The sequence below is a fragment of the Leptolyngbya sp. DQ-M1 genome, from assembly GCF_039962505.1.
Lineage (GTDB): Bacteria > Cyanobacteriota > Cyanobacteriia > Leptolyngbyales > Leptolyngbyaceae > Leptolyngbya.
Window position 1 is genome coordinate 110,015 of record NZ_JAMPLJ010000004.1, and the last position, 26,424, is coordinate 136,438.

Below are 26,424 nucleotides of genomic sequence, written 5' to 3' on the forward strand. Positions count from 1 at the left end.
TTTACAATTTTTAGATACCGAGATTTCTAAGTTAGTTTTATCAGAAAGCTTGAATTATCTCCGTGCCTTGTTCTAATGAAAACCCAAATTTAAAGATTTGGTGTACTGAGAGCAATATTTTCTATTCATAAAGCTCATCCCAAGAAAAATTATGAATTTCGATTTGACCGCTAAAAGCTGGAGCAACATCAAATTTTGAAGCAGAATAAATTGATGTGACAGTCACACAAATTCTGCCTTCAGTGCAACTACTGAAATCTAGAAATTTCTGCAAACAGGCAAAGTTAAATCCGAAAAACAGGAAGCGTAAAATGAAAACAACTGCCCTGATTTGCAACCGAATCAACCCAAATTTGACCGTAGTGCGCCCGCACAATCCGCTGACACAGCGATAAGCCGATACCGTAACCTTCCTGGGCAACATCTCGCTGCAAGCGGTAATGATCCTCAAAAATGCGATCGCGGTTTTCTAGCGGAACTCCCGGCCCGTTGTCGCAAATACTGACCTGAACTTTCTGTGCCGTCCGGTGCAAAATTGAGATCTGAATCGTTCCGGCTGTAGGAGTGTACTTGATTGCGTTGTCCAAAATATTCACGATCACCTGTCGCACTCGTTCAGCATCGGCATAGACGATCGGTAGGTCAGAAGGAATATCGGTCTCAATGTGCTGCTGTTTTGATTGAATCCGATCAGCGAGGCTAAGGAGCACATCCTGACACAGTGCGCCGAGGTCTAGCTTCTCTGGCTGAATATGCAGCTCCGCACTCGTTCCCCTTGCAGCCTGTAGGATATCCGTAATCATCCGGTCGATCGTCCGAATTTGAGTCCGTCCGTGTTTAAGCAAGTTGGCTGTCATTGCGGGTGTGAGTCGGGACGGTTGCCCATCTGCTTGTTTATGAGCAATTTCCAGAGTCTCGATCGCGATTGATGCGGCAGTCAGGGGATTGCGAAGATCATGCGCCAGCATCGAAATAATTTGGTCTTTAAAGTGGAGCTGTGCTTGAAGATTCTCGTTTTCGCGCTGCAACCGGAAAACTTCATCGCTCAGCTTCATCAGTTCGGCCGAGTGCCCGATCGAAGCGACTCCTACAGAATCGGGCGCTGTTGTAGTTTGGGAAGAATTGGTAATGTCTTCGACAGATCTTTGCCAGCGCGACCACCAATTTCTCAGTTGAGCGATCAGATCACTACCTGTCAGAGTTTGGCGCGGTTCGGGGTGGAGTTTAATCAGCGTTGGGGTGGCAATGAGACGGAAATGCTCAGCAAGATAGGGTTGCTCACCCACATCGACAATCTCAAGCTCAAACGGACATTCAGCACTCCGATCGTTGAGAAAGCCGCGGATCTGACGAATCTGTTCGCGTGACGCGGGACGCTGATCGACGAACAGTAAAATCTGGAGTGGCACGTTAGCGTCGAGGGTTGAATGGGTGGGTGCCTGCATCGTCATGAATTAGCACTCTCAGAACGGGTGCGAACAAATAGAGAGTCGATCGTAGCTTTCAGCGACTAAAACACCACGAAGGTGGAGTCGGATTAGATTCAAATTGTCGGTCTACAGATCGCTTCTCTATAGATTACCGTATCCCTTGCAAATCAGAGCGCTCCAAGCAGATTCGCAGACGCGGTTCTCTCCAGAAGTTCCCGATTCCTTGTAAAGTGATGTTAATAGACTGTGATACTTTTCTAATATTTATAGAAACCTGTGCAAGAAGACTTTCGGCTCATTGTTGATCTTGTTTCAGTTTTGGCAGCAGCAGCAGCGGGTGGACTGATGGCTGCGCTGTTAAAGCAACCTGTGCTACTGGGGTATTTGGTAGCGGGTGTGATTGTGGGTCCGACGGGACTTGGGTTAATTAAAGAATTGGTGCAGGTGGAAACGCTGGCGCAGTTTGGAGTAGCGTTTCTGTTATTTGCGCTAGGGGTTGAATTTTCTTTCTCTGAAATTAAAAAAGTCAAAGTCATTAGTCTCGGCGGAGGTGGGCTGCAAATTGCGCTAACGATCCTGGTGACGACTTTAGTGGCGCTGGCAATGGGATGGGTCACGTCACCGACGCAGGGCGTATTTTTAGGTGCAATCCTGTCTCTTTCTTCGACGGCTGTGGTGCTGAAGTGCTTGATGGAGCGCAACGAGACCGGAACGCCACACGGACAAGTGATGTTAGGAATTCTGGTCGTTCAGGATTTGGCGCTGGGGTTGATGTTGGCGGTGTTGCCAGCATTGGATCAGCCTGCGGAACAAGTGGGATTGGCGATCGGCTGGGCGCTGATTCAGACGGGACTGTTTGCGCTCGGTGCGATCGCGGCTGGGATTTGGGTGATTCCGCCGCTGTTGCGGCTACTGGCAAAAACAGAGAGCCGCGAATTATTTCTGCTGGGGGTAGTAGCGCTGTGTCTAGGGATCGCACTTCTTACTGAGCACTTGGGATTGTCGATCGAGATGGGAGCCTTTGTTGCAGGCTTGATGATCTCAGAAGCGGAATATGCAGATCAAACGCTCACTTATGTAGAGCCATTGCGAGACATTTTTGCATCGCTGTTTTTTGCCTCGATCGGGATGCTGATCGATCCCGTGTTTCTTTGGAACAACTTGGAACTCATTCTCGGCTTGGTCGCGCTCGTGTTTGTTGGCAAGTTTTTGATCATTACGCCGCTCGTTCGCATCTTTCGGTATCCCCTAAAAACCGCTTTGATTGCTGGATTAGGACTGGCTCAGATCGGAGAATTTTCGTTTGTGCTTGCAAGTGAGGGACAGACGCTCGGCATCGTTTCACGCCAAGTTTACCTGCTAATTCTGGGGACAACGGCGGTGACGCTCGTGTTAACTCCGTTCGTGCTGCGACTCGTACCAAAACTGTTCGCTTGGGGAGAATCGATCCCCTGGTTGGCAAAATACCTGGAACAATCAGATGAGCCGCTGGCAATTTCTGAGGATTTACCAATTCACGATCATGTAATTGTTTGCGGTTATGGTCGAATCGGACGCAATATCGTGCGGTTGCTGCGCGATCGACATTATCCCGTTCTGGTGATTGATCAATCTGAAGCGCAGATCCAAAAGGTTCGAGAAGCGGGAATTCCTTACATCTACGGTAATGCAGCGAGTTCGTATGTCTTAGAAAAAGCAGGAGTTGCCCAAGCGCAGGGCATGGCGATCGCGCTTCCAGATGCGATGAGTACGCGATTATGCGTGAAGCGAGCGTTAGAGATTGCTCCTGATCTGGATTTGGTGGTAAGAGCCAACAGAGATAAAGATATTGAATTGCTGTACCAGCTAGGGGCGCGTGAGGTGGTGCAGCCTGAATTTGAAACCAGTTTAGAACTGTCTGCCCATTTAATGTCAGGCATGGGTTTACCAACCCCAGCCATTCAGCGCGAAGTACAGTTAATCCGAAATTCACACTATTTGGAGTTGCGTCCCGATCAGCGTTCTGAAGAGATTTCACGCGCTCTGAAAGCCGCAGCAAATGAAATGAATAGCCGTTGGTATGCGTTATCCGAGGCTTCGCCCTTATTAGGAATGTCGATCGGAGAAACTGATGTTCGCCGTTTAACTGGGATTACGGTAATGGCAATTCGACGAGCAGGCGGGGCGGAAATCGACTATCCAGATAGCCAAACCACACTAGAACAAGGCGATCGTCTACTCATTGTCGGTGCGCCCGATGAGGTTGCAGCTTTTGATCAATTGGCAAAAGGAGAAGCCGCAGTCCCATCTACGAATTCATCTTGTCAGTGGCTACAAATTCCCGCAGAAAGTCCGCTGGTGGGCAAAACGCTGATCGAATTGAATTTACAGCGCCAATATAATATTTCTGTACAAACCATTCGACGAGATGGAAAGCTGATTCGATTTCCAGAAGAAACCCTAGATCTTCAGGCGGGCGATCGCTTATTACTGTGTGGCGGATTTCACGCTTTGATCCAGGCTCAAGCATCGATCGACTCTAAGTCGGAAGTTTCACTGATGCACTCAGAGCAATTGCTTCCCGATCTCGATTCAACCGCAGCCGATCAAGCCCTAGATGCAATCTGAATCTTCCTTAAGGTTGGGTTATCTCACCCCCGCTACATCGATTTCATCTCGTATGCTTGAAATAGACACACACTTTAGGAAAACCATTCATGCAATCTGGTTGGCGAGTTGGGTCACTCTTTGGCATTCCCTTGCTTATCGACCCGTCCTGGTTTGTTATCCTTGTGTTCGTCACCCTCAGTAATGCGCTGCGGTGGCAGTATCGCTATCCTGATTGGGGTAGCCCTGTTGCCTGGGGAACGGGCTTTGCAATGGCGCTATTGTTGTTTGCGTCGGTGCTACTGCATGAATTGGGACATAGCTTAGTTGCAAAGCTGCAAGGAATTCGGGTTCAGTCGATTACGCTGTTCTTCTTTGGTGGGATTGCAGCGATCGCTCAAGAACCAAAAACGCCCGGAAAAGCTTTCCAAGTGGCGATCGCAGGTCCAGCAGTCAGCTTCAGCTTGTTTCTGCTGTTAACACTGGTAACGCTACTGGTACCGAATGCAGAGATGCCCTTGGGTGTTCTGTTTCGCGATTTGGCGGCGATTAATCTTGTGCTGACGTTATTTAATATGATCCCCGGCTTGCCGTTGGACGGGGGGCAGGTGCTAAAGGCGATCGTCTGGAAGCTCACAGGCAGTCAGATTAAAGGAATCCGCACGGCTGCGAAAGTGGGACGATTTCTAGGGACGGTTGCGATCGTCTGGGGCTTGGCAGATGCGTTTGGGGTAACGCGAAATCTAGGTCTACCTTATGGTGGCGGACTGTGGGGGGCACTGATTGGATGGTTTGTGGTGCAGAATGCGGGTGCTTACGATCGCATCACTGAACTGCAAGAAGCGATGCTGAAGGTGAAAGCCGAAGATGCCATGACGCGAGATTTCCGGGTGATTGATGCCGGAATGACGCTGCGGAAGTTTGCGGACGACTATTTGATTAGTGAAACTCGTGCTCCGATTTACTATGCCGCGTCGAATGGACGCTATCGCGGTGTTGTCAATACTGAGGATCTTCAGAGAATTGAGCGGAGCGAGTGGGAAACGAAAACGCTGCTGGATATTGTGCATCCGCTGACTGAAGTTCCCACAGTGCAGGAATCGACCTCGATCGTAGAAGTCATTCAACTGCTGGAGAATCAGAGCTTGCCGCGAGTGACGGTCTTGTCTCCGGCTGAAGCAGTTTCGGGCGTGATTGATCGCGGAGATATCGTCAAGGCGATCGCGACCAAGATGAATTTAAGAATTTCTGAGGCGGCGATTAAGCAGATTAAAGAAGAGGGAGCTTACCCAGCAGGGTTGCAGTTAGGCGCGATCGCACAGGCGGCAGCCGATCTGAGATAGAGGAATCTGTGAACCTAACAAGAATCTGTGAACCTAACAAAACGTGAGTCTCCAATGAAGACGCGCCAGAGGAAGGGCGAAAAAACGAAGCCTTTTGAAGCGTTCCCTATAGAAGGGCGATGGAACACCGGAAGGTTTAGCTGAGGGCGTTTTAGCCTACGATTAGCCGCAAGTGGAACAATCTTTTACACCAATAGCAGCGCCATTTACACAATCTCACCACACGGAACTCGGACGCGGATTTTGACTGACACTGGGATTGAAAGCGTTGTAATTTTGGATCAATAGAACCCTGCTTTATTTTCGACATAAAGCAGGGTTCTAAAATTTAGCCCCAAGAATCGAGGTCTAGAGCCGCTGAACCGCCCTGCTCTAGCTGCGTCAGGATCTTGCCCAACTGCCACCAAACGAGCCACGCAGTCCCGATCGTCAGGGGCAACGACACTCCGTAGGCAAACTTGGTAGGAATCCCAAAGATTTCGACCCCTGCAGCAAGAAAGAAAAAGGCACCGCCCGCCATGCCTAGAAATGGAGTAAACAACGCCAGCCCACGCATTTTTGCCAAGCTGCGAGTCGATCTATTTTCTGACCATTCTTTGACCGATTGTTTCAAAACTGCTTCAAATGCCAGTCCGGAGGCAATACTCGCCAGTAGTCCAGCAACGAGCAGAAGGTAGGGAGGTTGGGGAAAAAAGTATTGCACAGTGGATTAATAGGAATGTAAGGGCATCAGGAAGGGAGTCCTTCGTCCCCATATCCTACCGTTCTAACTTGACCCCCGTCAAAGAAGAGACGGTCGGGATCAGAGCGGCAGCAGGCGATAATTCTGCCAGTGCCCCGAATGCGGCAGTCAGCAACCGAGCGGGCTTGATGTCATCTTTGACCAGTTGCCATAAGCGTTGGACTTCTTCGGTGTGGAGACGATCGTCCTCGGTCAGCGCAAGCAGCAACTGACGACGCAAGAACTGTCCTTCATCGGAAAAGAGGTACTGTAAGCCCAGTTGAGCCGTCGGAAGAATGTCAAAATTAGAGTCCGATCGAGCGATCGCAATCATATTTTCCAACCGGTGCCACTGGAATTTGCCGTCTTTGAACAGCACTTCGATCAAGCGACGACGCAACCGGGGTGATTCACCCGTCAGTAATCGGCGTGCGACGTAAGGATAAGCAATCTCAACAATTTTAAAGTTGGGATTGAGGGTGAGAGCTAAGCCTTCCTGAGTAACGAGCGATCGAATGATCAGCGCAAATTTTGCGGGCACTCGGAAGGGATATTCATACATCAACTCACTGAAGCGATCAGTAATCGTTTTGAAGTTGAAGTTTTCGACGCTTTCACCCATTATGTCGCCCAGAACCGATTCGATCGCAGGAACGATCGGGTAAATATCGGTGCCGGGTGCGAGAAAACCCAGCTTAACGAAGTCTTGTGCGAGATCAACGTAATCTTTGTTGATTAAGTGAACAACGGCATCGACTAGCGTTTCTTTTGCTTCTTCTTCAAGCTGATCCATCATGCCGAAGTCGATATACGCCATTTGCCCGCCGGACGGGGCTGGCAGAGCGAACAGGTTTCCAGGGTGCGGATCAGCGTGGAAGAAGCCGAACTCTAAAAGCTGACGTAACCCAGAGGTGACACCGATGCGAATGAGCGCGTTTGGATCGCCCCCAACGGCACGAATGCTATCGACATCCGTTAGCTTGTAGCCTGTAATCCACTCCAACACGAGAACGTGCTCAGACGTATAGCGCCAGTAGATTGAGGGCACTTTCACAGAAGGATCGTTGCGAAAATTTGTAGCGAATTTCTCGGCGTTGCGTCCTTCGTTGAGATAGTCGATTTCTTCAAACAGCTTGGAGCCGAACTCATCCACAATTAGAGTGAGATCGTGTCCTAAGTTCAACGGTAGCCAGGGAGCCATCCAACTCGCAGCCCAGCGCATCAGGTAGAGGTCGAGTGTCAGGGTTGGGAGAAGGTTCGGGCGTTGAACTTTGACTGCGACTTCTTCACCTGTCTTGAGTTTGGCGCGATAAACCTGACCGAGTGATGCAGCAGCGATCGGGCTTGGCGTAATTTCCGCAAAAATTTCATCGACATCAGCATCAAGCTCGGTTTCAATAATGCGAAAAGCGATGTCGGTCGAGAATGGGGGCAACTGATCTTGCAGCTTGGTCAGTTCGTCCAAGAAGTCGCGGCGAATCAGATCAGGACGGGTCGAAAGCGCTTGCCCAACTTTGATGAAGGTGGGGCCTAGTGTCGTCAGAATTTGGCGGAGTTGGGCGGCGCGTTTGAATCTGTTACGTTCTACGACTCTGCGCCAGTCGTCAAACTTCAAGCCTAGAACAAACCCGATGAACAGGGCGGTCACTCGAAGCGCTCTCCAGATGAATAGCCAAGGACGCAAGCGGTAATAGTTTGCGATCGCGTTTGAGTCGTAACGTTTGAGTTGAAAAAGCGGAGTACGAGCCACGATATTATCTGCCTCTTTGTCGATCGATGGTCGCAATCATCCGCAGCGATGCCCTCGTCGTTTTTCCACTTCTAATTTAGTCACTGGTCATTCAGTAACTGGAAGTGTCGGGACTATCCCGCCGTCTCACCGCTCTGTGATGATTACTATTCGTTATGTTTCATCTCATTCTAGTATATAAAACTACAACTTTTCAGCATGAAAATCCAGCCGCTTTTATCTACCGAATGCGTGATTTTATCAGGCTTTCAGCAGATAAAAGCAGTCTAGAACTGAAGCTTTTTAACCCAAACAATCTTTCAAACTGTAAACAACTTGGTTCTGCTGTTCGTGCGAGAGTTCGGGGAACATGGGCAGCGACAGGACTTGATTAGCGGCACGATCGCTTTCCGGGAGTTGCCCTGGTTGATAGCCCAGCGACTTGTAAACAGGCTGCAAGTGCAAGGGAAGCGGGTAATAAATCATCGTGTTCACGCCCTTGGCTTGCAGATCGTTCTTGAGCTTGTCGCGGTAGCTTTGCTGCACGGAGTACTCGTGCTCAACCCGGATCGTGTATTGATTCCAAACGCTTAAGCCCCCCTCAAGCGACTGAGGTGCAGTAATTCCAGGAATGGGGGCAAGCAGACAATGATAGCGGTCGGCGATGGCTTGACGCTGTTGGTTCCAGCGATCGAGATAGCGGAGTTTGATTTGCAAGATTACCGCTTGAACCGCATCGAGGCGACTATTTACGCCTAATTCTTCGTGATAGTAGCCGCTATAGCGTCCGTGGTCGCGCAGCATTTTTAATTTCGCTGCAAGCTTTGGATCATTAGTTGTGATTGCGCCACCATCACCGCAGGCACCGAGATTTTTGGTTGGATAAAAGCTAAAACAGCCGATTTGACCAATGCTACCGACTCGTTTTCCTGCCCATTCCGCCCCGGTTGCTTGGGCACAGTCTTCGATTACAAACAAGTTGTGAGCGTTGGCGATCGCCATCAATCGCGTCATATCAACCGGCTGACCGAACAGATGCACCGGAACGATCGCTTTCGTTTTTGCGGTGATAGCGGATTCGATTTGATCGAGGTCGAGGTTAAAGGTATTCGGATCGATGTCGATAAACACTGGAGTGGCACCGACTGCGCTAATCGTTTCTGCGGTGGCGATAAAGGTAAAGGGGGAGGTAATCACTTCATCGCCTGCGCCAATGCCAAGCGCTCGAAAGGCGAGAAATAGTGCATCCGTGCCAGAGTTACAGGCGATCGCAATTTCAGAACCAATATATTGGGCAAATTGAGTTTCAAACTTCTCGATCACGGCTCCGCCAATGTATCGACCGGATGCCAGCACTTCTAAAACAGCCTGATTAATCTCTGCACCAATGGATTTGAATTGCTCGGACAGATCAAACGGGGGAATTGTATTCACTCGGTTGTACCACGCACCTGTAATGATTGGTCTTATTCTTAGACCGGGAAGGTTTGAGATTGGTTTCATCAAATCTTGAATCTAAAGATATCAGGCAAGGGAAATTCAATCAATGAATTTGGCGATTCAGGCAGTTTGGGCGATCGGATTAATTTTGGCGGCGTTTGCGCTTTCTTCGTGGCAACGGTTGGGGTTAGAAGGCAGCTTAATTCTGGCGGCGGGACGGGCAGTAATTCAATTAGCAGTGGTGGGATATGTTTTAGCGGTTGTCTTTGCGCCGCCTCAGAGTCCAGTTTTAATTGTGTTTGTGTTGGTGGTATTGTTGATTGTCAGCGCGATCGTCACTCGAAATCGGATTAGCCAAAAGTTGCCGATTCTACCTTGGATTATTGGGTCGTTTTTGATGACTACGATTGTCACCGTTGTGTATGTTCAAGCGATCGTAGCGCAGCCACAAACCTGGTATGAGCCGAGGTTTTTGATTCCGTTGGGAGCGATCGTTCTTTCTCAGGCGATTAATGCCGCAACGATTTCAGGGGAGCGGTTTTTTACGGCGTTAAATTCTCATACGTTAGAAATTGAAACGCATTTGAGTCTAGGGGCGACTCCGCAACAAGCGATCGCGCACTATCGCAAAGAGGCAATTCGGGCGGGAGTGTTGCCTGTGATTAATACAATGTCGATCGTGGGATTGGCAACCCTGCCAGAACTGTTAAGCGGTCAGCTTTTGGGGGGTGCAGATCCGATTCAGGCAACAGCAGTTCAAATTGTTGTGCTGTTTATGGTGGCATTTGCGACGGTGTTGGTAACGCTACTGGTTGTTCATGGAATTGGGCGACAATTTTTTAACACTCAGGCACAGTTGATCCGATGGTGATTTGCTCCGATCAGCGATAGACTGAAGGCAATCTCTTCGATCGAGTGATTAACCTTGACTTCTCAGTTTTACCGATCGATTCCCGCATTTTTCAAAGGCATCGCTCTCTTTACGCCAGGAGGGGATCTAATCTACTGCATTGATCCTGACAAAAAGGGGCGATGGCACTTAAATTTGTGTTCTGCAATTCAAGATGCGCTAGAACTTCCTGAACCGCCGCATTTCCTCGTTCCTTGCTATACAGCAACGTTCGATTGCTGGTTTGATGCGAGAGCGCAGCAGGTTCGGGTGTTCGCAGAAACCTATCCGCCTGTGTTTCGCTATCGATCGTTGTTAAATCGGGTGTTTGAAGCGGGTGATTTAGTTTGGCAGATTGCGCCGTCGCAAGAAATTTGCGATCCAATGATTCTAGAAAACTATCGTTCTCAATTTCCGCAGCTTTGGGAGAATCACGATTTAGTCATGCGCTATGAGCCAGTTCCGCCGCCTCAATCTGCTGCGCCTGTCTCTCCCTATCCACAAGGCTATGTGTTGCGATTGTTCGTATCGGGCTACAGTGCTGCAACAGCAAGAATTTTACAGAACTTACACGCGCTTCTAGAACAATCGCTTGATAGCCCATATACGCTAAAAGTGATTGATATTTTCAAGCATCCAGAGCAAGCAGAATCCGATCAGATTTCGGCAACGCCTACACTAATAAAAGTGTATCCGCGTCCGGTACGTCGAATTGTGGGAAATTTGGACGATGCCGATCGCGTTTTACGCTTGCTAGGCGCACTGGATGAAGGACGGCAAGAATGATTGACGCAATTTTAGAGAAAGCACTCTCAGGAATTGATTTATCTCCCGCAGAAGGGGTGAGGCTACTGCAAGCAAAGTCCGAAGAGATTGAGCAGATTCGGCAGGTGAGCGATCGATTACGGCATCAACAATCGGGCGACACGGTTACTTATGTGATCAATCGCAACATCAACTACACCAATATCTGTGAGCAACACTGTAGTTTTTGTGCGTTTCGCAGAGATGAGGGTGATGAAGGGGCTTACTGGTTAGATTGGTCGCAGATTTTAGAGAAAGCGACAGATGCGGTAAGACGCGGTGCGACTGAGATTTGTATGCAGGGTGGATTAAACCTGACTGCAAAGATTAACGATAGTTCACTACGGTACTATCAAAACCTAGTCAATACAATTAAATCCGAGTTTCCGCAGCTACATCTTCATGCGTTTTCACCGCAGGAAGTCCAGTTTATTGCGCGAGAGGATCATTTAACCTTTGCGGAAGTAATTGCAGCATTGAGAGATGCAGGAGTGGATTCAATGCCCGGAACGGCTGCGGAAGTGCTGGATGACCAGGTTCGCAAGGTTCTATGTCCTGAGAAGATTGATGCTGAAACCTGGATTGAGATTGTTCGGACAACACACGAACAGGGTGTTCCAACGACCAGCACAATGCTATCTGGACATATTGAAACACCAGAACAGCAGATTCAGCATCTCGAAAAGCTCCGATCGCTCCAACAATCGGCGCAACGATCGGGTTACACCGGAATCACAGAATTCATTTTGCTCCCATTTGTCGGGCAGGAAGCTCCGAAACCTCTGCGTCGTCGCGTTGGGCGCGATCAGCCTGTGTTATCTGATGCGTTATTGTTAACGGCTGTAGCTCGAATTTACCTGGGCAACTGGATTCCGAATCATCAACCGAGTTGGGTGAAATTAGGACTCTCTGGAGCGGTGGAAGCCTTGAACTGGGGCTGTAATGACATTGGCGGAACCTTGATGGAAGAACACATCACCACAATGGCGGGCGCGATCGGCGGAACTTGCATGGAAGTAGAAACTTTGCAAAGCGCGATCGCGTCTCTTGATCGACCTTATCAACAGAGAGATACACTGTATCGACCGATCGCGCTCTATCGTTCTGTTGTTTAAGTCTGCCCCGCTAATTCTCAGCGCTGCGGGAAAGTCGATCGCAAATTCGTCACAGATTTCAAAGACTTTGCTAAAGTGTCTACGGCACTCCACTCACCCTGTTGCTTCTCATGAACGCCCCCACTAAACCCCGCCCTCCAAAGCAAAAACTTCCCTTACCTGTGACTCTCGGTGCGGCGACTGCTCTCGTTGCCGGGGGTACGATCGCTTACTTCTCTTTGACCCGTCAACAGCAGCTTAGCGTCATGCCAGTCGGAGCAAATGCCATTCCGCAAGATGCTTTGATGGTGGTGTCAGTTTCGACTGATCCGGGCAAGTGGCAGCAGCTTCGAGAATTTGGGACACCGCGATCGCAAGCCGGATTCGATCAAAGTCTGGCGCAGTTTCGCGATCGCTTCCTTAGAAGTCGGGGTTTAGAGTATGAGCGCGATATTCAACCCTGGATTGGTAAAGAAGTGACAATGGCATTTCTGCCGCCTCAAGCGGGGGTGAGTGTTCCCCCGCCCGGACAAAGCGCAACGCCGCCGACGCAGCAACCTACCGTGATGGTGTTACCGATCGCCGATGCGCTGAAAGCTAAGGAAGTGTTGGAGCAATCTCCAGCAACCAAGGGCGGAACCTGGAAAGAGCGAGATTACAAAGGCGTAAAGATTCGCGAATCCCAAGATACAGCGGGACAAAGTGCTTCGATCGCTGTTCTAGATACCACTCAAATTCTCGTTGCCAACAATCCAACTGCGATCGATCGAGCGATCGATACGGTGAAAGGTGGCGCATCACTAACACAAACGCCCGGATATGGAGATGCGCTCACGCAGATTAAATCGGATGATGCAATGGCGCGATTATACGTGAACATTCCTGCTGCCGCAAATATATCTGCTACCACCTCAGGTCGAGCAGTACCACCGCAAACACTCGCACAACTGCAACAAAATCAGGGATTAGCGGCAACTGCAACCCTTGCAAATGATGGAATTCAATTCAAAAGTATCTCCTGGTTAAAACCAGATAGCCAACGCAAGTTTGATACCAGTAATAACGCAAAATCGATACCAACGCGATTACCCGGAGACACGCTAATGATGGCATCTGGTGGTGATTTGAAGCAGTTCTGGCAAGACTACTCGCAGGGCGTTTCTGCAAATCCGATTCAGCTTGTGAATCCAGAAGCACTGAAGCAAGGCATGCGATCGACCGTCGGGCTTGATTTAGAGAAAGACTTGCTCGACTGGATGCAAGGGGAGTATTCGTTAGGCTTACTGCCTGCACCCCAAGGTGCGCCTGGTAACTTTCCGGCAAGTTTGGTGCTGATGGTGCAGGCAAGCGATCGACGCGCCGCAGAAGAAACACTGAAAAAACTTGATGGCGTAATGGCAAACAAATACGCTTTCAGAGTGGAAGAGTCGAAAATTGAAGGACAGGCTGTGGTGAATTGGTCGTTGCCTGCTGCGAACGTCAACGTGACTCGCGGTTGGCTCGATGGAAATATCGCTTTTCTCTCGCTCGGTGCGCCTGTGGCAGGCTCCTTTTTACCAAAGCCAGCGACCACACTGGCAGAAAATGAGCTATTCCGCAAAAGCACACAATCTGAACTGAATCCCCGCAATGGTCATTTCTTCGTCGATATGGATCGGGTGCTGAAGCTTCAGAACTTCCCACTGCTTCAGATTCCCGCCGCAAATCGAGCTGCATTGGAGGCAATGCAATCGATCGGGGTCACTACTGCGATTACAAGCGATCGCACCTCTCGCCATGATGTGTTCGTGTCTTTGCGGAAAGGCAATAAGCCGGGAGCATTACCCTAAACGGGATTGACCGTAGGGACAGAGCGAAAGAACTACACAGCGATCGCACTGGGGACTGCGGTAAAAACAACAGCGCTGTCCATGTAGCATGAGAACTTCGTGGTTATCGTACACCTGTTGGGCTGTCCAACCTGCGGGCAATTGTGCTTCTAGCAAGTCGTGAGCTGGGGCAACCGCCACCGTTTCGGGAATTAAACCGAGTCGAATTGCTACGCGGTGATGATGACTATCCACAGGTAAGGCGCGTCGCCGGAGATTGCTGAACGCAAGAACCGCCGCGCTGGTTTTACGCCCGATGCCGGGAAAAGATTCCAGCCAGTTTCGAGCTTCTTCGACGCTGAGATTGGCAAGAAACTCGATCGACAATTCGCCGCGCTCGACAGTGATTTGCTGCAAAATTTGTTTGAGCCGCAGTGCTTTTTGATCTGCCCAAGTGCAAGGTGCGATCGCGGTTTCAATTTCTTTTTCTGGCGCGTCGCGGACTGCCTCCCAAGTGGAGAACTTTGCTTTTAATTGTTTGAATGCCCGCGCAGAATCCGCATTTTTAGTGCGATGAGATAACAACGCTGAAACTAATTCGCTCAGCGGATCGAGATTATGAAAATACGGAATTGGACAGCCGTATTCTTGGCATAAACGATCGTGAATCTGAATCAGTTTTTGCTGAAGTTCTGGGGTGACAGAAGGGGGGCGCGATCGCATAAAAATAGGAATAATCGTTCTGAATTGGGACTTAAATCTTCACTGGTTTTCTGAGTTTTTATCGTCTCAATAGTCTCGCTACTTCAACCTCGACCTCTGGAAAAGCTAGAGGATTAACCCTGCCATCGGTCAATACAACTTGATGCTGATACTCCCCATTTACTGCATCCCGAAAGATGTTCAACTCCCTAGTTTTTAGGTTAATCACCCAATACTCGCGAATTCCTGCTTCTGCATAGACTTTGGACTTGATCTCTAAGTCCTTTTGCAAACTTGTATTGGAATACTCGATGATCCAGAAGATGTTCTCCGGGTAGGGGTGATGCCCAGTGATGTAGACCTCTCCGAGCGGTTCAACGATCACTAAGTCGGGTTCGGGTTCTGAGTTGTTTGGCAGGGTAATCGGGTGTCCCTCTCGAACTTTGGCGCGGCTGCCTAGACGATCGCGTAAATAATCGCCTGCATCGCTGCTTAATCCAGCATGAGGAATTCCTTCAGGGGATATTTCTACCAGCTCTCCCTTCAATAGTTCAACCTGCACATCATCAAACACACCTGCTTCTACTGCTTGGTGATAGCGATCAACTGTCCATTTCCAAGTCGAAATTGTCATACAGATTCCCTTACTCTAAATTTCAATGATCTAACTTTTGAGTCTGCGAATTCGACTAGTTTCTTCTAAGATACTTTCTACATCATCCTCACTCAGTTGTCGCACATAATTAACTTTCACTTCCTCTAACAGATCAATGACCAATGATTGAAGCTCTTGTAGCGATCGCTGTTGCTGCAATTCGGTCGTCAAATTCTGACCAAAGCTTTTCACCAGTTTGCTGATTAATTCTGCACCCTTTTTATCTTCAAGTGCCGTGACGATCGCCTCATACATACCGCTTGTCACTTCAGAAACTAATCGCTCATTGATTTGGCGCGGCAAATCTCCAACCAGCGGCATCGTTTTCAAGCCTTGATAAGCAGGCGACTGACTCAAAACTTGATCGATCGTATGCCGCAACACTGCATCTAGTTCAGGCTTTATCTTGGGTAGAACTTTGTAAACAGTCGTCTGAACAAAATGTGTTGTTAATTCCTGAATTTCGTCGCGCTGATTGAGATCAATGTAAGGGCGATTCATCGACTGAGCAATCCAACGGGAAAACTCGCCCCGCTCGATCGTCGATTGAAACCGATCGATCACCTGAGTTACCACCGCTTCTGCCATATCCTCTGAGATATTTGCGACAAAGCCTTGACTCGCTTGAGCGCGAATGTGGCTGAGATCGATCAGTTTTGCGTGATCCAGTCGAACTGTGATCGGAATCACTCGCAGCCACCGGAAAAAGGGCAATAGCAGAAAGATGTCATACCATCGCCAAAGTGCCGCATCGAGCCAGCTTAAACTTCGATAACGCCGACTGAGATAGAAGGTTCGAGCGATAAACTCTAGCGCAAAGATGGCGATAAATGGAGCATCGATCGCCCAAAACCAATCGACAAATTCACCGTTTTCACCAATGCTGCGGTAATAGTTTGAAGCAATCAACGGACGGATCTCACGATTGAAAAATTGCAGTTCGTTATTGATTCCGCGCTGGGTTAAGTTTTCTGTGCTCCAAAAGGTTGCGAATGCCTGTTTTGAAGATTCACGCCGACGCTCCTGGAAGATATGCTCTCGCATTCGATTTTTGATTTTCTCTAGCGTTCCGCTTTTATTTGCGACTGCAAAGGGATTGGTATCAACCATCTCGGAACTGCGCGATCGCAATTCCTGTAATCTTGCTTGCACTGCCGGATTTTCTAATCCAGTTTGCTGAAGTTCCTGCTGCAACGCGTTAACAGTATCTAAATACGCTTCGGTGTCGCGATGCGGCTCAATTCCTTTGACGCGATCGTACCCCCGCGTCACACCGGGAAAATTACGAAGCCAGAAATCTCGCCACGGGATATACGACCAATCAAACGCCACCAGTCCTAAATTTGCCACTGCTAAAAATGCCATCGATCGCTCAAACAGCAGATTACGACGGAGCGGAGAGCGAGAAGGAGACGATCGCATAAGTTCAAACCAGCACTGACTTTCCTAGATTGATCATAGAACCGTTTATCCTAGATAAGGACTCGATCGAAAGTGTTGACTATGACCGAACTTTCTCCAATTCATGTCATTGGCGGCGGATTAGCAGGCACCGAAGCGGCTTGGCAGATTGCTCAAGCGGGTGTCCCCGTCGTGCTACATGAAATGCGCCCGATTCGTCAAAGCCCTGCTCATCACTCCGAGCATCTGGCGGAATTGGTGTGCAGTAACTCATTTGGAGCGCAAGCAACCGATCGCTCCTCCGGACTGCTGCACGAAGAATTGCGGCGCTTGGGGTCGATCGTGATTCAAACCGCAGATCAGCATCAAGTTCCGGCGGGTGGGGCATTGGCGGTTGATCGGGGGGTGTTCAGCCAAGAATTAACCGAAACCCTGTCGAATCATCCTCTAATTGAGTTACGGCGTGAAGAAGTGGTCGAAATTCCGCGATCGGGCGTTGTGGTGCTGACGACAGGGCCTTTAACCAGTGAAGCGCTCTCCCAGGATTTGCAGCGCCTGACCGGAATGGAGTATATGAGTTTCTTCGATGCAGCAAGCCCGATCGTCGTGGGAGAGTCGATCGATTTTGAAACCGCATTTTTGGCTTCTCGGTACGATCGTGGCGAAGCCGCCTACCTCAATTGCCCAATGGACAAAGCGCAGTATCTCCACTTCTGGCAAGAGCTGTGCAATGCAGAACAGGCGGAATTAAAAGATTTTGAGCGCGAAACGGCGAAATTTTTTGAAGCGTGCTTACCGATCGAGGAAATGGCGCGACGGGGCGAAGATACGATGCGTTACGGCCCGCTTAAACCTGTGGGACTGTTTGATGCCCGAAAAGGCAACTTCCGCGACAACAAAGAGCATCGCCCTTATGCAGTTGTCCAGTTGCGCCAGGAAGATAAATCCGGGCAATTGTGGAACATGGTCGGATTTCAAACCAACTTACGCTGGGGTGAACAAAAGCGCGTCTTTCGGCTCATTCCCGGTTTAGAGAATGCTGAATTTGTGCGAATGGGTGTGATGCACCGCAATACGTTTATCAACTCACCCGAACTGCTTCTACCAACCTTGCAATTTAAATCGCGATCGACCCTTCTTGCCGCCGGCCAACTCAGCGGAACTGAAGGTTACACGGCGGCTTGTGCAGGCGGTTGGTTAGCGGGAACCAATGCTGCTCGTGTGGCGTTGGGATTACCAACCCTGTCTCTTCCGGTCACAACGATGATGGGCGCGTTGTTCGATTTCATCAGTTCTGCCTCTCCAAAGCATTTCCAACCGATGCCGCCGAACTTTGGCATCTTACCGGAACTGCCGCAGAAGATTCGCAACAAACAAGAGCGGTATGGACAATATCGCGATCGTGCCCTGTCCGATTTAGACCAATTCCGCGCTTCTTTATCCTCGAACAACTATGCGTTTGCTTTGTCTTAGTAACGGTCACGGTGAAGATACGATCGCAATTCGGATTCTTCAAGCGTTGCAGCGAAAATCAGATTGCAAGATCGAAGCTTTACCGATCGTTGGAGAAGGTCACGCATACAGAAATGCAAATATTCCTGTAATCGGCTCGGTGAAAGCGATGCCATCGGGCGGATTCATCTACATGGATAATAAGCAACTGGTTCGAGACATACAAGGTGGATTACTAAAGCTCACACTAGAGCAAATCAAAGCGATTAAGAATTGGGCAAAAGACGATGGCTTAATTCTGGCAGTCGGTGATATTGTTCCAATGTTGTTTGCTTGGATCAGTGGTGCGCCGTTTGCCTTTGTTGCCACTGCAAAGTCAGAGTATTACCTGCGCGATGAGAAAGGCTGGTTGCCAAGACAATCCTGGTGGGACGATCGATTAGAGCGATCAACCGGATGTATTTTCCAACCGTGGGATCGCTGGCTGATGAAGCGTCCTCAGTGTAAAGCTGTGTTTCCTCGCGATCGTTTCACCGCTCAGATTCTCAAACGCTTTGATGTGCCTGCTTTTGATCTGGGTAATCCGATGATGGACGGCTTGGAATGGTCAGGCTCAGAAACCTTCGATGGTTTGACTGTTGCGCTGATTCCTGGTTCTCGCCCACCCGAATGTTTTGCGAATTGGGAATTGATGCTGCAAGCGATCGATAATCTGAGCGATCTAAAGCAACCCATGCAGTTCTTGAGCGCGATCGCACCTGGAATCGATCTCGATCAATTACATACTTTATTAGTTCGCTATCGCTGGCGTTCCACAGATTCTAATACTTATGTGAACGGATACGGTGAAAATCAAACAACACTCAAGTTAATGCCTGGACGATTTGCAGAATGTATTCAGCGAAGTGAGATTGCGATCGCAATGGCAGGAACCGCCACCGAACAATTTATCGGACTGGGTAAACCTGCGTTTATCATCCCTGGTGCAGGACCTCAATTTACTCCTGCTTTTGCAGAGGCTCAAACTCGATTGTTAGGGGCTTCAGTAACGTTAGTTCCGCATCCCGCTCAGATGAGTCGTGCAGTGCGATCGCTCCTAGAAAATCCCGATCGCATTCAGATGATTGCAGAAAACGGACGGCGACGCATGGGAGAACCGGGAGCAGCGGAGCGGATTAGCGATTGCTTAATTGACATTCTTCACACCCTCTAAAATTTTGAAGCTAACGGATGGACTTGATAGAGTGAGAGTGCGATTTGTAGGTTTCAATGGATTACGATCTCTTAATCGAAATTTTTCACGCTACCTCAAATGACGAATACCGAATTGCAAACATGGCTTGATCGTGATGATTTTGAGCTTCTTGATGCGATTAAATCAGAAATTCGTACTCACATTGCAAAACTTCATGCACATAGTACGCAATTCTATGGATATGCACTATTACCTGGTGAACTTGAGGCAATCTGTGATCTTGTTGCTGCTTTCAATTGTGAATCGGATATTGCTCCAGAACATATTGCTAGCAGTTATTACCGATACTCTGTCGATGAATGGGCTAACTATGCACATAGCGAATTTCCAAGAAGCAGCGCAATCATCGATTCGCGCAACGCTCAATTCAAGAAACTCCACCGTAAAGATAATTCTAATGAATATCTACTGGATGACTGGGAAGTCGCACACGCTAATAAACTGCTTACCACAATTCTGACAGCAATGATTGAATTACGACATGATGGTCTGCTTGGAGGTGAAAAATCGTTCGCTATCATCTGGATTTCTGATTCGGATCACAGCATCATGTCTCAGTCTGCTAAAGCGCCGAATTCTGATGCTATCTACAAAACATATATACAAGAGTTTTGTGATTGAGAGTGCAGCAGCCTACAAAGAATGAAAACTATTTGCAAACTAATCTGTAATGATCGCACTCCTCAACGTCTGACAAAACTCCTCGATCGCTTTCAATCCCTCCGCAGGCGATCCCTCAGACAATCGCTTCACAAACGCACTTCCGACGATCGCCGCATCTGCGCCCCAGTTCATCACTTGCCGCGCCTGTTCCGGTTGTGAAATCCCAAATCCAACACCGATCGCTTTATCCGTCACCTGTCGCAACTCTGCGATTAAATCTTTCACCCGCGATTCCATTTGTGATCGCATTCCGGTGACACCCGTTGTACTCACCAAATAGATAAACCCTTGCGACTGTTGCGCGATCGCTGCGATTCTCTCCGGTGGACTCGTCGGTGCAACCAACAGAATTAATTCAATCCCGTATTCTTTTGCGGGACGGAGCAGTGTTTCAGCCTCTTCTAGTGGCAAATCTGGAACTACTAAACCTTTCGCACCCGCTTCAGAAATCTCCTTCAAAAAGGATTCAATGCCGCGATTCAGAATTGGATTGTAGTAAGTGAAGAGAATGATCGGCGATCGCAAGCTCGGAGCAACCTGCTTTACTAATTGCAGAACATCATCGAGTCGGGTTCCATTCGCGAGCGATCGTGTGGCTGCCGCTTGAATCACCGGGCCATCCGCCAACGGATCAGAATAAGGAACGCCCAACTCGATTAAATCGGCTCCATTGCGATCGAGAATCTGCAACGCCTGAGCGGTCGTCTCTAAATCCGGATCTCCGGCAGTTAAAAAAGGAATCAACGCACACCGACCCTGATTCCGTAGCCGCTCAAAACATTCCGACACTGAAGCCATCTCGATTCTCTAAAACGTACAACTTCAGTAGATTACTGCAAATTTGGGCACGAAATTCTAAGAACCTTGCTTTTTCCGTTCCGCTTCAATCTCTGCCTGAATTTTCTCTAATTCTTCAGGAGTTAATTCTTCTAAGCGCTTGCGGAGGACGGCTTCTTCGTAATCCTTAAGCTGCTGGTTGTACGTCATGTTCTTTGACAGCACCCGAAACAGGTAACTCGCCAACCATCCAATCAAGCCGCCGACTAACAGCAACTGACTCCAAATTCCTGCGCTAACGCTGTCCAGACCTGCGCCCTGAAGTGCCAGAAACGCAAGTCCGCCCGCTAAAAACACACCAAACGTAATCCCGATCGCGTCAATTCGTCGCATCGTTCTAAGCTTCTATCTGTCGCGCTTTCGGTCTGAAATTCAAGAACGGCGCAAGCAAGAGCATTCCCGGAAAATAGAGAAACACCATGAAATACATAAAGCCCCGCTCAACTGAACTTGCCACATACCAGCGCGACTTCAGATAGAAAAAGATGATTAAGGGCACAACCACCAGGTAAGCGCCGCCCAAAGCGAGGTATAGAAGTGCTACATCCATGCGTTTCAACCGGATATCAACTTTTCTATCCTAGCGCTTTCGTGCGATCGCGCTCTGAAAATCAAACAGTGAAATTTAATTTGCGATCGTTTCACAAATTTCTATACCAATCCTGCAAATCTAGTGATATCCTTGGAAAGCTTCTGAATTGCAATCCTAATTCAGAATATTGTCTTGGGGGCGTGGCGGAATGGTAGACGCTACGGACTTAAAATCCGTTGACCGCAAGGTCGTAAGGGTTCAAGTCCCTTCGCCCCCATACCTTAAAGATTTATTGCGGCAGTCCCTCTACAAAATTTAGCCGCACAAAAATTACGGATTCCCCAACTCGTCCCGCTCGGCTTGGGCTGTATTATTCCTCGTTCCACGCGCTACCATGAATAAACCGCCACTTATAGGCAAATTGTTTCAGGCAACTGCTATGGAATCACCGATTAAGGCTGTTCAGTCCTCAAATTATTATGGCGATGCCTCTTACCGCACGCCCCCACCCGATTTAGCATCTCTGATGCTGAAAGAGCGCATTGTTTATCTTGGCGGCCCCCTGCACTCGATCGATGAATATCGTAGAAACCCCAACCAAGATTACACCCGCTTGATCATCGCGCAACTGCTGTATCTGCAATTCGACGATCCGGAAAAGCCGATTTATTTCTACATCAACTCAACCGGAACTTCCTGGGAAGGTGAAACGATCGGGTTTGAAACCGAAGCGTTTGCAGTCTGCGACACCCTTAGCTACATCAAGCCTCCGGTGCATACGATTTGTATCGGGCAGGCGGTTGGTACAGCCGCAATGATTCTCTCGGCGGGAACCAAGGGATTCCGCGCAAGTCTGCCGCACGCGACGATCGTTCTCAACCAACCGAAATCGGGAACACGCGGACAAGCAACCGATATCCAGATCCGGGCGAAAGAAGTTCTAGAAAACCGAGCTGCAATCCTCGACATCCTGTCTAAGAACACTGGACAACCGATCGAGAAAATCGTTAAAGACACCGATCGCACCTTCTATATGACACCGCAAGAAGCGAAAGAATATGGACTGATCGATCGAGTTCTCGAAAGTACCAAGCAACTGCCCAAACCTGTTGCCGCTTTGACTTAATTCACCCCCTCACTGAGCCTTATGCAAGTTCCTTACCGTCTTCCCGGTAGCCAATATGTGCAGTGGGTCGATATCTACACCCGCATGGCATTCGAGCGGATTATCTTTCTCGATGGCGAGATTGATGACAATACTGCGAATAGCATTGTTGCGCTACTGTTGTATCTCCATTCAGAAGACGCAACCAAGCCTATTTATCTGTACATCAATTCGTATGGTGAGCGGATCGGTGGCGGTGTGTCCTCGTTAGCGGCAAGCATGGCGATCTACGACACAATGCAGTACATCAAAGCGCCGGTGCATACGATTTGTATGGGCATGGCAGCGAGTAGTGCAGTGTTGCTGCTGTCATCCGGTACAAAGGGATCGCGCCTGAGCTTACCGAATGCAGAGATTGTTTTATCTCCGCAGTATGGACGATCGCGAGGACAAGCAACCGATATTCAAGTCGATGCCCAAAAGGTACTTGCCGATCGTGCAACCTTCCTGCAAATTTTGTCGCTCAACACTGGTCACACTGTCGAAAAACTCAGCAAAGATCTCGATCGACGCTTCTATCTCACCGCTCAGGAAGCAAAAGATTATGGACTGATCGATCGGATTCTCACCAGCACTAAAGAGTTACCCAAACAATTGCCCGCCCTCGTTTAATCAAGAGATTGTCTTATGCCAATTGGAACTCCAAAAGTCCCGTATCGCTTACCGGGTAGCTCATACGAGCAATGGATCGATATTTATCAGCGCTTAAGCTTAGAGCGGATTATCTTCTTAAGCCAAGATGTCGATGACAATATCGCGAATCAGATCGTGGCAATCATGCTCTATCTCGATTCCGAAGATCCGACCAAACCGATCCAGTTATATATCAATTCTCCTGGGGGATCAGTCACCGCAGGAATGGCAATCTACGACACGATGCAGCACATTAAATCCGAAGTGATCACAATCTGTGTCGGGCTTGCCGCTTCAATGGGAGCCTTTCTTCTCGCCGCTGGCAGCAAAGGAAAGCGTGTTGCACTGCCGCACTCTCGAATCATGATTCACCAACCCTTGGGTGGAACCGGACGACAACAAGCGACCGACATCGAGATCGAAGCTAGAGAAATTATTCGGATGCGGCACCAGTTGAATGGAATGCTGTCAGACCGCACCGGACAACCGCTTGAGAAGATCGAAAAAGACACCGATCGCGATTACTTTATGTCCGCCGCAGAAGCGAAAGAATACGGACTGATCGATCGCGTCATCGAAACGGTCTAATCGTCAAACACACGCTACACCAATTTGATAAAGAAGTGGCAGAATGCAATAAGTTCTGCCCTTTTTTTTGTATCTATGAATATTGCTGATTCTTACCGACTGTTAGGGCTAAGGACGGGAGCAACTCACGAAGACATCAAAGCTGCCTACCGTAAACTAGCGCGGCAATTACACCCGGACATGAATCCGGAGGACGATCGCGCCAAAGAACGCTTCATTCGCATCACCGAGGCGTACCAGTTTTTATTGGGGATCATCGCTGAGAAGCCGCCCGACCCTACTGAAGCACCATCGGCAGAACCCCAATCGGCAGAACCCCCTAAAGTGACCATTAAAGTAACTCATCCCCAAACCGCACCCGAACTTTCCCTGATTGATCGCCAATTGCTACAAACCTCCTACGAGCAATTGCAGGATTTCTTCAAGCTGAAGAAATTCCCACGGGCGATCGCGCTAGTGGAAGGACTTGCCCAGCGCTTCCCAGATCACCCCGATGTACGCCAATGGCAAGCGATTACTTATCACCGCTGGGCACAACATCTCATTCAGGAGCGCAACTATGAAAAAGCGCGGCTTTACCTGAAAAAGGCTCTCCGCACTGATCCCCACAATCGGCGGCTTTGGGCGGAAATTGACCAGGATTTTCGACGATTAGAAGAAAGAGTTTATCGGCGACGATGACAGAAAGATGAGTAAAAATTCGTGTCTCAGCCCTCGTATTTTGGTATAGGATGAAGACATAGGCCTACAGAGCGCGTTTCGCTTCTGCAAAGCCTCAATAAATTTGCGAATTTATAACAAGGTTGCTTAACTCTTTTAGGTACAGGATTGACGGTAAAGCAGGATAAAAACTCTAAGGTTCTTCAATCAGTACCAAGCTGATTTCTCTAGAAGCAACCCAGTTTTCCTACGTGCAATTGCTAAATGATCTATGTGTTGATCCATTTGAAAGCAACGGAGTTCTCCGAGTGATTGCGATGTCTCCTCGTCCGGTTGGACGCAATTGGAATACGGTCAGCTTTCCTTCAACGCTGTATCTTCTTCCAATTCTTGATCTTCTGCTGTCAAAAGTTCCCGCCCGCTGGAAAGCTGAGGTGAGGCTGGGATTGCAGGAAGCTCTCGTCAACGCCGCAAAGCATGGAAATTGCCTTGATCCCTGCAAAAAAGTCCTGATCCAGTTTTCAATGGTTGCTGACGAATACTGGTGGATTATCTCAGATCAGGGATCTGGATTTGAAGCGCCTGAATGCTGCTGTGTAGAAGAGGCAGAAGAACACCTTCCTCAGCATGAAGGCGAATCTGGACGAGGTTTGTACATTCTGTATCAAGTGTTTGATCAGGTTGAGTGGAATCGTGAAGGGACAGAACTGAGGCTATGTAAGCAAGTTCGGAATGCTCACCGATCGCCATTAGTAGTTTAGTACCAGTCTTTCCCTAAGTCAAGCTTAGGTAGAAGAACGACTCACGCCTTAATTTGAACGGTCTCGCTCGTTACCAGATTTGCAACACAAGCGCATCATTCTGGCGAAATTTTGTTATCGTGGCAGAGCAGATTGCCCATTGTGCGAATAGTCAGAAGAATGAAGACCAAGCGATTAGAGTTATTTTTGTTAGCAAGTTGTTCTTGTTTGATCACGCTGTTGGTGCATCCGATCGCATCGGCGATCGCGTCTCCCCCAGTGATCCCCAATCTTCAAGCTCCAAAACCTGTGACTGGTGCATTTTGTGCCCTCAAATTGGAGTCAGAATTCTTGCAGGCGCGATCGGACTCCTAGCGCTTTTGTCTTAGTTTTGCTGATTGGAGTTCGAGCCACTCTAGTATCCAGCAGGAAATGAGACCCACAACCATGATCGCGGCCCCATGAGCCAGATGTTCCTGCCAAAGAAACAATATGGCAAAGACTCCAATTCCACTTAGGGTGATGAGCAGCAAGGATTGCAGGTTTCTTCTTCGGCTTTCTTTCAGCACGGATGAACTCTGCAAGCCGAATGTCATGATCCCCAAAAGCAGATAGACCAAAAGACTAACGAGACTAACCAAGCCTCCCGCGTAAAGGAGAAGTCCTGGTAGCTTTCCGGGGATCGCGATCGCTTGAAAAATCACACCGGGTAGGAATAGCACCAGCACAAATAGAATGTGCAAGTAGTTGATCATGCCGAACTCTTGATCCTGAACGACTGGGATTACAAAGCCGATCGTTAGTAGAATCAAATTGACCAACCTCCACGTGCGTCTGAGGCTAGAAGATTGGTAAAAACGCGGTTTGCTCATGGGCAAGAAGCAAGATAGCCACTGTCTCAGGATAACGATTGCCATCGACAAGTGCGATGAGCAACCGTGACAAAATGAGATAAAAATAGTTCAAGAGCGCAGCAGTTGTCCCATTCCTGTCCACCAGTGGTCGCGCTCTTATTCAGGATTGCGCTGCGCTTTTATTCGTCTAATTGTCGTCTACCAGTTCTCTACCAACGTTGGGTCTAAACTTCTCAAGAAGTCCCCAAAATCATAAGTCCCCAAAATTGTCCTTTGCTGAGAGTAGGACACTATCAGAAGTTAATGCAAAAACGACAGAAACCTCTCATTGAGAGGTTTCTGCGAAAGCCCGTGACGAGGATTGAACTCGTGACCTCACCCTTACCAAGGGTGTGCTCTACCACTGAGCCACACGGGCGGAAGGCGATGAAAACCATCGCACT

At 48.8% G+C, this 26,424-nt stretch carries 26 protein-coding genes and 2 tRNA genes; 16 read left to right on the plus strand and 12 right to left on the minus strand.

Annotated features, from left to right (window positions below; genetic code table 11):
• Positions 1-284: 284 nt before the first annotated feature.
• A complete protein-coding gene (locus NC981_RS13820; protein WP_348243938.1) occupies positions 285-1,445 on the minus strand; it encodes a histidine kinase in 1,161 nt (386 codons plus the stop codon).
• A gap of 261 nt (positions 1,446-1,706) precedes the next feature.
• On the opposite strand from NC981_RS13820, the gene NC981_RS13825 reads away from it, so the two are divergent.
• Both NC981_RS13825 and NC981_RS13830 read left to right on the plus strand, forming a co-directional pair.
• On the plus strand, positions 1,707-4,037 hold the full coding sequence (locus NC981_RS13825) for a cation:proton antiporter (RefSeq protein WP_348243428.1): 2,331 nt from the start codon (positions 1,707-1,709) through the stop codon (positions 4,035-4,037).
• Between the two features lie 89 nt (positions 4,038-4,126).
• Complete coding sequence (locus tag NC981_RS13830) at positions 4,127-5,359, plus strand: site-2 protease family protein (RefSeq protein ID WP_348243430.1); 1,233 nt, start codon at positions 4,127-4,129, stop codon at positions 5,357-5,359.
• A gap of 328 nt (positions 5,360-5,687) precedes the next feature.
• On the opposite strand, the gene NC981_RS13835 is transcribed toward NC981_RS13830, so the two are convergent.
• The 3 genes from NC981_RS13835 to NC981_RS13845 form a co-directional block, all read right to left on the minus strand.
• A complete protein-coding gene (locus NC981_RS13835; RefSeq protein WP_190379298.1) occupies positions 5,688-6,062 on the minus strand; it encodes a hypothetical protein in 375 nt (124 codons plus the stop codon).
• 55 nt (positions 6,063-6,117) lie between these two features.
• Positions 6,118-7,830 carry an AarF/ABC1/UbiB kinase family protein gene (locus tag NC981_RS13840; protein WP_348243432.1) on the minus strand — a complete coding sequence of 571 codons (1,713 nt, stop codon included), beginning with the start codon at positions 7,828-7,830 and terminating at the stop codon, positions 6,118-6,120.
• Between the two features lie 282 nt (positions 7,831-8,112).
• Complete coding sequence (locus NC981_RS13845; RefSeq protein WP_348243434.1) at positions 8,113-9,243, minus strand: DegT/DnrJ/EryC1/StrS family aminotransferase; 1,131 nt, start codon at positions 9,241-9,243, stop codon at positions 8,113-8,115.
• A 112-nt stretch (positions 9,244-9,355) separates the two neighbouring features.
• Between NC981_RS13845 and fetB the strand changes: the two genes are divergently transcribed.
• The 4 genes from fetB (at position 9,356) to NC981_RS13865 (ending at position 13,865) form a co-directional block, all read left to right on the plus strand.
• Entirely contained in the window at positions 9,356-10,120 is a 765-nt protein-coding gene (fetB, locus tag NC981_RS13850; RefSeq protein WP_348243436.1) for an iron export ABC transporter permease subunit FetB, read from the plus strand.
• A gap of 54 nt (positions 10,121-10,174) precedes the next feature.
• A complete protein-coding gene (locus tag NC981_RS13855) occupies positions 10,175-10,924 on the plus strand; it encodes a circadian clock KaiB family protein (protein ID WP_348243438.1) in 750 nt (249 codons plus the stop codon).
• A complete protein-coding gene (gene cofH, locus NC981_RS13860; protein ID WP_348243440.1) occupies positions 10,921-12,057 on the plus strand; it encodes a 7,8-didemethyl-8-hydroxy-5-deazariboflavin synthase subunit CofH in 1,137 nt (378 codons plus the stop codon). Before NC981_RS13855 ends, cofH begins: the two co-directional genes overlap by 4 nt.
• Positions 12,058-12,167: 110 nt before the next feature.
• Positions 12,168-13,865 (plus strand): DUF3352 domain-containing protein, encoded by a 1,698-nt coding sequence (locus NC981_RS13865; RefSeq protein ID WP_348243442.1) that lies wholly within the window; start codon positions 12,168-12,170, stop codon positions 13,863-13,865.
• On the opposite strand, the gene NC981_RS13870 is transcribed toward NC981_RS13865, so the two are convergent.
• Genes NC981_RS13870 through NC981_RS13880 form a run of 3 tightly spaced genes read right to left on the minus strand, consistent with a single transcriptional unit; the run spans position 13,857 to position 16,623 of the window.
• The gene (locus NC981_RS13870) at positions 13,857-14,567 is read right to left on the minus strand and encodes a Fe-S cluster assembly protein HesB (RefSeq protein WP_348243444.1); all 711 of its coding nucleotides are present in this window, start codon (positions 14,565-14,567) and stop codon (positions 13,857-13,859) included. The genes NC981_RS13865 and NC981_RS13870 overlap by 9 nt on opposite strands.
• Before the next feature lie 58 nt (positions 14,568-14,625).
• Entirely contained in the window at positions 14,626-15,180 is a 555-nt protein-coding gene (locus tag NC981_RS13875) for a Uma2 family endonuclease (RefSeq protein ID WP_348243445.1), read from the minus strand.
• A gap of 30 nt (positions 15,181-15,210) precedes the next feature.
• Positions 15,211-16,623 carry a hypothetical protein gene (locus NC981_RS13880; RefSeq protein WP_348243447.1) on the minus strand — a complete coding sequence of 471 codons (1,413 nt, stop codon included), beginning with the start codon at positions 16,621-16,623 and terminating at the stop codon, positions 15,211-15,213.
• Positions 16,624-16,704: 81 nt separating this feature from the next.
• Here NC981_RS13880 and trmFO point away from each other — a divergent pair, with 81 nt between their 5' ends.
• From trmFO to NC981_RS13895, 3 genes are all read left to right on the plus strand, one after another.
• Positions 16,705-18,075 (plus strand): FADH(2)-oxidizing methylenetetrahydrofolate--tRNA-(uracil(54)-C(5))-methyltransferase TrmFO, encoded by a 1,371-nt coding sequence (trmFO, locus tag NC981_RS13885; protein ID WP_348243449.1) that lies wholly within the window; start codon positions 16,705-16,707, stop codon positions 18,073-18,075.
• Positions 18,056-19,267: a lipid-A-disaccharide synthase-related protein gene (locus NC981_RS13890; protein ID WP_348243451.1), complete on the plus strand. Its 1,212-nt coding sequence runs from the start codon at positions 18,056-18,058 to the stop codon at positions 19,265-19,267. The genes trmFO and NC981_RS13890 overlap by 20 nt, the downstream gene beginning before the upstream one ends.
• A gap of 99 nt (positions 19,268-19,366) precedes the next feature.
• Positions 19,367-19,930, plus strand: a complete 564-nt coding sequence (locus NC981_RS13895; protein ID WP_348243453.1) for a DUF4303 domain-containing protein — start codon at positions 19,367-19,369, stop codon at positions 19,928-19,930.
• A 39-nt stretch (positions 19,931-19,969) separates the two neighbouring features.
• Here the strand turns inward: NC981_RS13895 and trpA are convergent, their stop codons facing one another.
• From trpA to NC981_RS13910, 3 genes are read right to left on the minus strand one after another with little or no spacing between them, the layout of a single operon-like run.
• Positions 19,970-20,770: a tryptophan synthase subunit alpha gene (gene trpA / locus NC981_RS13900; RefSeq protein ID WP_348243455.1), complete on the minus strand. Its 801-nt coding sequence runs from the start codon at positions 20,768-20,770 to the stop codon at positions 19,970-19,972.
• A gap of 57 nt (positions 20,771-20,827) precedes the next feature.
• Complete coding sequence (locus tag NC981_RS13905; protein ID WP_190379283.1) at positions 20,828-21,142, minus strand: DUF3007 family protein; 315 nt, start codon at positions 21,140-21,142, stop codon at positions 20,828-20,830.
• Positions 21,143-21,146: 4 nt separating this feature from the next.
• Positions 21,147-21,359, minus strand: coding sequence for an NAD(P)H-quinone oxidoreductase subunit L (locus NC981_RS13910; protein WP_190379282.1), 213 nt, complete (start codon positions 21,357-21,359; stop codon positions 21,147-21,149).
• Between the two features lie 176 nt (positions 21,360-21,535).
• Here NC981_RS13910 and NC981_RS13915 point away from each other — a divergent pair.
• The 7 genes from NC981_RS13915 (at position 21,536) to NC981_RS13945 (ending at position 25,502) form a co-directional block, all read left to right on the plus strand.
• A tRNA-Leu gene (locus NC981_RS13915) sits at positions 21,536-21,618 on the plus strand.
• A gap of 162 nt (positions 21,619-21,780) precedes the next feature.
• Entirely contained in the window at positions 21,781-22,467 is a 687-nt protein-coding gene (locus NC981_RS13920) for an ATP-dependent Clp protease proteolytic subunit (RefSeq protein WP_190379281.1), read from the plus strand.
• Between the two features lie 21 nt (positions 22,468-22,488).
• On the plus strand, positions 22,489-23,118 hold the full coding sequence (locus tag NC981_RS13925; protein WP_348243457.1) for an ATP-dependent Clp protease proteolytic subunit: 630 nt from the start codon (positions 22,489-22,491) through the stop codon (positions 23,116-23,118).
• A 15-nt stretch (positions 23,119-23,133) separates the two neighbouring features.
• Positions 23,134-23,727 (plus strand): ATP-dependent Clp protease proteolytic subunit, encoded by a 594-nt coding sequence (locus NC981_RS13930; RefSeq protein WP_068385955.1) that lies wholly within the window; start codon positions 23,134-23,136, stop codon positions 23,725-23,727.
• 75 nt (positions 23,728-23,802) lie between these two features.
• On the plus strand, positions 23,803-24,408 hold the full coding sequence (locus NC981_RS13935) for a DnaJ domain-containing protein (protein WP_348243459.1): 606 nt from the start codon (positions 23,803-23,805) through the stop codon (positions 24,406-24,408).
• A gap of 287 nt (positions 24,409-24,695) precedes the next feature.
• Entirely contained in the window at positions 24,696-25,148 is a 453-nt protein-coding gene (locus NC981_RS13940; RefSeq protein WP_190379311.1) for an ATP-binding protein, read from the plus strand.
• A gap of 159 nt (positions 25,149-25,307) precedes the next feature.
• A complete protein-coding gene (locus NC981_RS13945) occupies positions 25,308-25,502 on the plus strand; it encodes a hypothetical protein (RefSeq protein WP_348243461.1) in 195 nt (64 codons plus the stop codon).
• On the opposite strand, the gene NC981_RS13950 is transcribed toward NC981_RS13945, so the two are convergent.
• Complete coding sequence (locus tag NC981_RS13950; RefSeq protein ID WP_348243463.1) at positions 25,499-25,999, minus strand: hypothetical protein; 501 nt, start codon at positions 25,997-25,999, stop codon at positions 25,499-25,501. The genes NC981_RS13945 and NC981_RS13950 overlap by 4 nt on opposite strands.
• 328 nt (positions 26,000-26,327) lie before the next feature.
• Positions 26,328-26,399, minus strand: a tRNA-Thr gene (locus NC981_RS13955).
• Between the last annotated feature and the right edge of the window lie 25 nt (positions 26,400-26,424).

Excerpts from the sequence above, each read along its gene's own strand:
- NC981_RS13820 (WP_348243938.1), bottom strand. The coding sequence starts at position 1,445 with ATGCAGGCACCCACCCATTCAACCCTCGACGCTAACGTGCCACTCCAG.
- NC981_RS13830 (WP_348243430.1), top strand. The coding sequence starts at position 4,127 with ATGCAATCTGGTTGGCGAGTTGGGTCACTCTTTGGCATTCCCTTGCTT.
- fetB (WP_348243436.1), top strand. The coding sequence starts at position 9,356 with ATGAATTTGGCGATTCAGGCAGTTTGGGCGATCGGATTAATTTTGGCG.
- cofH (WP_348243440.1), top strand. The coding sequence starts at position 10,921 with ATGATTGACGCAATTTTAGAGAAAGCACTCTCAGGAATTGATTTATCT.
- NC981_RS13865 (WP_348243442.1), top strand. The coding sequence starts at position 12,168 with ATGAACGCCCCCACTAAACCCCGCCCTCCAAAGCAAAAACTTCCCTTA.
- NC981_RS13870 (WP_348243444.1), bottom strand. The coding sequence starts at position 14,567 with ATGCGATCGCGCCCCCCTTCTGTCACCCCAGAACTTCAGCAAAAACTG.
- NC981_RS13875 (WP_348243445.1), bottom strand. The coding sequence starts at position 15,180 with ATGACAATTTCGACTTGGAAATGGACAGTTGATCGCTATCACCAAGCA.
- NC981_RS13880 (WP_348243447.1), bottom strand. The coding sequence starts at position 16,623 with ATGCGATCGTCTCCTTCTCGCTCTCCGCTCCGTCGTAATCTGCTGTTT.
- trmFO (WP_348243449.1), top strand. The coding sequence starts at position 16,705 with ATGACCGAACTTTCTCCAATTCATGTCATTGGCGGCGGATTAGCAGGC.
- NC981_RS13890 (WP_348243451.1), top strand. The coding sequence starts at position 18,056 with ATGCGTTTGCTTTGTCTTAGTAACGGTCACGGTGAAGATACGATCGCA.
- NC981_RS13895 (WP_348243453.1), top strand. The coding sequence starts at position 19,367 with ATGACGAATACCGAATTGCAAACATGGCTTGATCGTGATGATTTTGAG.
- trpA (WP_348243455.1), bottom strand. The coding sequence starts at position 20,770 with ATGGCTTCAGTGTCGGAATGTTTTGAGCGGCTACGGAATCAGGGTCGG.
- NC981_RS13905 (WP_190379283.1), bottom strand. The coding sequence starts at position 21,142 with ATGCGACGAATTGACGCGATCGGGATTACGTTTGGTGTGTTTTTAGCG.
- NC981_RS13910 (WP_190379282.1), bottom strand. The coding sequence starts at position 21,359 with ATGGATGTAGCACTTCTATACCTCGCTTTGGGCGGCGCTTACCTGGTG.
- NC981_RS13920 (WP_190379281.1), top strand. The coding sequence starts at position 21,781 with ATGGAATCACCGATTAAGGCTGTTCAGTCCTCAAATTATTATGGCGAT.
- NC981_RS13925 (WP_348243457.1), top strand. The coding sequence starts at position 22,489 with ATGCAAGTTCCTTACCGTCTTCCCGGTAGCCAATATGTGCAGTGGGTC.
- NC981_RS13930 (WP_068385955.1), top strand. The coding sequence starts at position 23,134 with ATGCCAATTGGAACTCCAAAAGTCCCGTATCGCTTACCGGGTAGCTCA.
- NC981_RS13935 (WP_348243459.1), top strand. The coding sequence starts at position 23,803 with ATGAATATTGCTGATTCTTACCGACTGTTAGGGCTAAGGACGGGAGCA.
- NC981_RS13945 (WP_348243461.1), top strand. The coding sequence starts at position 25,308 with ATGAAGACCAAGCGATTAGAGTTATTTTTGTTAGCAAGTTGTTCTTGT.
- NC981_RS13950 (WP_348243463.1), bottom strand. The coding sequence starts at position 25,999 with ATGAGCAAACCGCGTTTTTACCAATCTTCTAGCCTCAGACGCACGTGG.